Below are 5,710 nucleotides of genomic sequence, written 5' to 3' on the forward strand. Positions count from 1 at the left end.
GTCACCAAATTTATTGTGAATTGCTTTACGAATAACAGGGGACTGACCCGATCCCCCCGTTATAAAAATTAGATCGGGTTGTGTTTGCGCTTGTGTAATCGCTTCTTCCATCAAGCTCAGCATTTTCATCAAGGGTCGGTCAATTGCTTCAGCAAACTGCTCTAGCTTTACGTCTTGACTCAGCCCATCTTCGATAAACTCAAGTGAGCTTGAAACCCTATCGGCTGAGGACAAGGCGATTTTGCATTGCTCTGCGCTGCGAACAAGCTGATGTTGCTGCTGATTATTTCGCATTGAGATAAAGCGTTTGATCAAGTCTGGCTCAACACAATCGCGTAGTAGCTGTTCAATATCCAAGCCTGTATTAAGTTCATTAAACCGTGTCTGAGCCGATACATCGTTAGTGCTCACTGCGTCCCAGAAAAGCTGGGTGGGAACAGGAAGACCGCTTTTGGTTTTTGACAACATGCCCAGAAGTGGCATGAGGTGCTTTCCTGCCAGCTGAATATCAAGATCGTTCCCCCCTACTCGCTCACCGCTATGCCCTAGAAAATCTTTTGATCGATCGCTCTTATCTCGGTAAGAAGGCCCCATTCTAACCATGGCACAGTCGCTCGTTCCACCACCGATATCGACAACTAAAACCGTTTTATCTGCATCGAGTGAACGTTCAAAACTCAGGCCTGCGGCAATAGGCTCAAATAAAAACTCAACATCTTTAAAACCAGCACGTTTTGCTGAGGTTTGCAGAATTTCCAAGGCCTGACGGTTACTCTGCTCGGCGTCCAAACCTTGAAAGTTTACAGGGCGACCAATTACAGTATGCGATATCGTATCGCCAAGTGTCTGTTCCGCACGCGCTTTAATAGATTGCATCATTGCCGTAACGATATCTTCAAATAGAAAAACCGCTTCTGGACGAAGTCCGCTGGCACCCAGAAAAGACTTCGGGGACTTTACAAAGTAGCCTTCTCCCGGCCATTGTAAATACTCTTCAAAGGCTTCATGGCCGACATAGACTATTCTTTCGTCTGAACCAAAACCTTGCTCCCGACGAACATGTTGAGCACGAGCTAAGTGGTTACTGCGCAGGTCGATATAGTCTGACTTAAGCTCATCAGTGGCAATAGACAAGCCGACACTTTCACTAATCAGTTCCCGGTCTAAAGCATACAAAGTCGACGGCATAAAGCGCTTGCCTTGCTCTAGCTCGAGCAAACGGACGCTATTCAAATTACTATCGTGAATACCTATTGCACAGTTTGAGGTTCCAAAGTCAAAACCCGAAATCATTCCACTACCACCTTTAATACCACTAGAAGAAGGACAAATAAAAAGGGCGCGAAAATTAACATAAGCTTCACGGCTTAGCCAGTTAAATATGGCAGGCTGTCTTTTACCTAATTGCTGAATGTATCGACTCCCTAGAAGTTATAGGTAGGGCATTGAAGTCCTACCCAAGACTTTATAAGCTACTCTCATAAAGTCGCTCTATCTAGGCACAGTAAGACTGCCTAACCGGGTATTAGTTTATGCAACAATTTTCAAGCAGTGCCGACGAGAAGATAGCCCTCGAACATGAAGCTGCCAAGCTTTTTATGCGTCACTATGAAAGGCTACACGGTCAAGAAATTCGGCATATTTGGCACAACAAACCAAATAAGCCAGATGTATCCTGCGAGTTGGAAGGCCTTCGACTCGATTTGGAAATTGCGCACCTATACGGCTCTGAAGCCGAAGCAATGGCGATATTGAAACGTGACCTGACGGATAAAACACGTGAAGCACTGCGCGAGCAGGCTAACTGTTCCAACGTGCATGAGCGTCTGCTTAGCGCTCTGAATAGAATACTGATGAATAAAGCCCAAAAGCACTATAAGTCCCAACGCGTATGGCTGATCATTCGAAATGCACACCCCGCATGGACATCAGAAGAAATCATCGCCTTAAGAGACAAAATCCATGTTCCTGAAGGGCACCCTTTCGAGCAGATTTGGATTGTTGCAGACTATCAAGCGCAGAGCGGGATTGTTCAGCTATTCCCTTCTATACATAAAAATTATTGCTAACGCCTTTATTTCGAGTCGTTACAGCTAAATATTGGAAGTCGAGTGTTTCAAACACCTAGACATATTTGTGTAAGGTTCTTTCTAAATCTTCTCTTATAATTGGTTTACTCACATAATCTGTCATGCCGGCCGCCAGGCACTTCTCCCTGTCACCTTTCATTGCGTTGGCCGTTAACGCCAGAATTGGGACATTTTTATACGCCTCGCCGCCTAAGCCTTCGCGGATGTTCTTACTTGCTTCATAGCCATCCATTTCAGGCATCTGGCAATCCATTAACACCAGGTCATATATTTTATCGCTACTGTTTAAAGTAGCCAAAGCTTCTACACCATTGCCAGCCACGTCGATGTGATACCCCATATGGGACAGCAATTCTTTGGCAACCAGCTGGTTAATTTCATTATCTTCAACTAATAATATCTGCACCGCATGAGGTTTAATGCCCGAACCCTCTGACTCACCTTTCAGGGAAACTTCCGGTGCCTCAGCAACACCCAGATTAAGTCCAAATCGAAATGTGCTGCCTTTGCCAGGTGTACTTTCTACCCATACACCTCCCTTCATCAACTCACTCAACTGTTTAACAATCGCAAGCCAGAGACCCGTGCCACCGTACTTTCTGGTTGTGCTTGAGTCTGCTTGGGTAAAAGGGTTAAAGAGCTGTTCAAGCTTCTCGGCTTCAACACCAATACCCGAGTCAACAATGGCACAACGCAATATCTTTCTGTCCTTCTGCTGCACCAAACTAGCCTTAATTGTAATACTACCTTCTGAGGTAAACTTAATCGCATTACCAACTAAGTTGTTAAGAATCTGACGGATTCTTCCTGCATCTGCTTTAACCCACGCTTGCTCGAAGCCTTCCAAGTGCAATTCGAGTTTTAAGTCCTTGGCTTCTATATCGAAGCGCACCGAATCGACAAAAGATTCGAATAATTCCCTTAAATCTATCGCACCTTCATCAAGTACAAGGTGCCCTGCATCAACCTTGGAAAAATCGAGAATGTCGTCGAGTAAAGAAAGCAAAGAGCTTGCACTCTTCTTAGCAATTGCCACCTTTTGCGATGAAGAGTCATCTAGGCTTTCTGTATCCAATACGCTCAGCATCCCTAGCACACCATTCATAGGCGTACGAATTTCATGGCTCATATTGGCTAGAAAGACACTTTTTGAATGCGCTGCCTGTTCTGCTTTTTCCTTCGCTTCTTTTAACTCCAGCTCGGCTTTTACCTTTTTATCAACATCTTGAAATGAGCCAAATAAGCGTACACACTTGCCGTCTTTAAATTCTGACTGGCCAAGTGCAGAAACCCAGATTTCATTGCCTTTAGCTGTCACCAGCTGCAGCTCTTCTTGCCAAGCAATGCCTTCTTCAATACCTTTGTTCACCGCGGCGGTAATTAGCTCTCTACTTCTACCTTCTTTATAAAAATTGATCGCTGTAGAGACATCAGGTTCAAAGCCTTCGGGTACTTCGTGAATTTCTTTTGTCATGAGTGACCAGTAAAGCCGGTCTTCCAGCATGTCCCACTCCCATGCACCAATTCTGGCCTGCTGACTCATCGACTCCAGTAAAGTCTTCTGACGTGCTAAATCTTCTGCAACAAGCTGTTTGCTCAGTTCATTACCTATCCATTGGGCAAATAAACGAATGAGTTCAAATTCGTCATCACTAAAGGGTCTGGCATGTGCTTCAGGACCAGAAAAGTTTAGCGTACCAAAGCGTTCACCTGACACGATTAGCGGCACACCAATATAACTTTCCAGGCCAAAAGCCTCGTAGCAAGGATGCGTATTAATGCAGCTTTTCTCTACATGATCAAAGCCTGTTGGTCCATTGGCATTAAGGGTGTGGATACAGTAAGTAATGCCCAGTTCAAATTCATCACCAGGTTTTACTTCACCATTCGGAGTGTCGGAATACTTAACGACATATCGCTGATTATGAATATGACTGACCAAAGCCAAAGGTAACTCGAAAGTCTGCTTTCCCAAGGCCAAAACTCGCTGGATTTTTTCTTCAACTGATAATTCACTGTCGGCAGTAATGAGGTGCAAACGACGAAGTGTATTAATTGCTTTGTTGTTTTCCGTCAGGTCATTCATAAAGACGAAAAAGCCAACAACATTACCTTCTCTAATTTGCGGAAGGTAGGTTGCTTGTCTGTAGATCATGCCGGTTCTAAGGTCTAGCTCAATGTCTTTATCTAATCGAACTTCTTCCCCGCTAAGCACTCTTGCCAAGTAGGGAGATAGCTGAGCACAAGCCTTCTCACCAATCACTTCAACCAGCGGTTTATCTTCTACCTCTTCTATAGATAGATGAAATGATTTGGCATAGCGAGAGCTTGCCTTACGATAGTTAAGGTCGGCATCGAGATAAGCCCATGCAAGAGAAAGGTTTTCGGCGACCTTTGCCAGCATCGGGTCGATTTCAAAGTGAGACATGTACGGCTCCTGAGCATTGATATCAAGAGTATAGATGCTACTCCCGCAGAAAGTAGCTGAAATATGGAAAAGCTAGCTGACTCTGGGCGCTAAACCTTCCAGGCTAAGACCTCTAGCCGACTTTAAGTGGGAATATTGCGCCAAAAACAACTCAGCGGTTGCCACGGCATCAAACATTGCATTGTGCTGAAAAGCAGCGGGTAAACCATAGCGGTCCCTACAAGATGCTAGCTGCAAAGGCGCACTTTGACCACTTCGCGCCAAGCGCCCTTGCTCTATCTGCATGGTATCGATATAAGAAAACAGCAATGGGCAAGCAAAGCAGTTGAATGCCGCACGTTGAATAAAGGCGATATCGAGTACAGCATGATGAAACACCAATACTGCACCTTCTGCATGCTTAGCTAACAAGCCCAAAGCCATCGACACACTCGAGGCACCGGCCAATCGCTGATCACATAAGCCATGTATCTGAATGCTTTCTCCTACCGTTTGCTTGGAGTGCACCAGCAGATGTTTTCGTGTTGCGTAATCAATCCGGCCATTTTTTACACGCACCCAACCTAAGCTCAGCAATTCATTCGACTTCGGGTCCAAACCACTCATTTCACAATCGACTACCAGAAAGTCTTGATCTATCACCTTCGTCCCCCCCGACAAGGAAGGCTGGGCATAAAGCTCTGCGATCGGCGTTCGCTGTGCCTGGCGATACCAATTCCGTTTTTTTAACCAGTATTGAAGCTTATATAGAACCATGACCAAACCGCATTTTTAACAAGCGCTGACTTTCAGCAACAACCGAAAACGCACTTTTAAGCTGATGCCTCAACAAAGGAGATAACTCATCCGGGTTTAAGTGGTTTGTCGCTGGCTGCGACAGCATCATTGCCCTACTCTGACTATCCAAACGCAAACGAGCAATAAACTCATGAGCATCTCTTAGGTTGCTCGCTTCGGAGGCAGAGAGTACTTTTGCACTTTCCAAAGCTTGTAGCCGGTTACTGGTATTTACCTCTTCAATTCCTTTCATCAAGCAGTACAAACGAACCAGGGCAACAATCGGCACGGTGCCCCGTAGTTTTAGATCCAATACCGGGTTGTGATTGCCATCTTTCTCTAGCACAAAGGTTTTGAAAAAGCCTAAAGGCGGTGAGGTCTGAAGCGCATTTTCTGACATACATGCCTGAAAGAT

General features: G+C 45.2%; 5 protein-coding genes. 1 reads left to right on the forward strand and 4 read right to left on the reverse strand.

Annotated elements, in window-relative coordinates; all coding sequences use genetic code 11:
* A partial coding sequence (gene yegD, locus A3761_RS16900; RefSeq protein ID WP_068750564.1) for a molecular chaperone occupies positions 1-1,293 on the reverse strand: 1,293 nt, incomplete at its 3' end.
* 239 nt (positions 1,294-1,532) lie between these two features.
* Between yegD and A3761_RS16905 the strand changes: the two genes are divergently transcribed.
* Positions 1,533-2,069, forward strand: coding sequence for a hypothetical protein (locus A3761_RS16905; RefSeq protein WP_068506920.1), 537 nt, complete (start codon positions 1,533-1,535; stop codon positions 2,067-2,069).
* A 55-nt stretch (positions 2,070-2,124) separates the two neighbouring features.
* Here A3761_RS16905 and A3761_RS16910 read toward each other — a convergent pair whose 3' ends face one another.
* The 3 genes from A3761_RS16910 to A3761_RS16920 all read right to left on the reverse strand — a co-directional run.
* Entirely contained in the window at positions 2,125-4,518 is a 2,394-nt protein-coding gene (locus tag A3761_RS16910) for a GAF domain-containing hybrid sensor histidine kinase/response regulator (protein WP_082865076.1), read from the reverse strand.
* 72 nt (positions 4,519-4,590) lie between these two features.
* Positions 4,591-5,274, reverse strand: a complete 684-nt coding sequence (locus A3761_RS16915) for a 3'-5' exonuclease (protein WP_068516611.1) — start codon at positions 5,272-5,274, stop codon at positions 4,591-4,593.
* The coding region (locus A3761_RS16920) for a putative nucleotidyltransferase substrate binding domain-containing protein (protein WP_304439622.1) at positions 5,261-5,710 on the reverse strand (450 nt) is incomplete at its 5' end. The genes A3761_RS16915 and A3761_RS16920, both read right to left, overlap by 14 nt.

The sequence above is a fragment of the Oleiphilus sp. HI0123 genome (assembly GCF_001635315.1).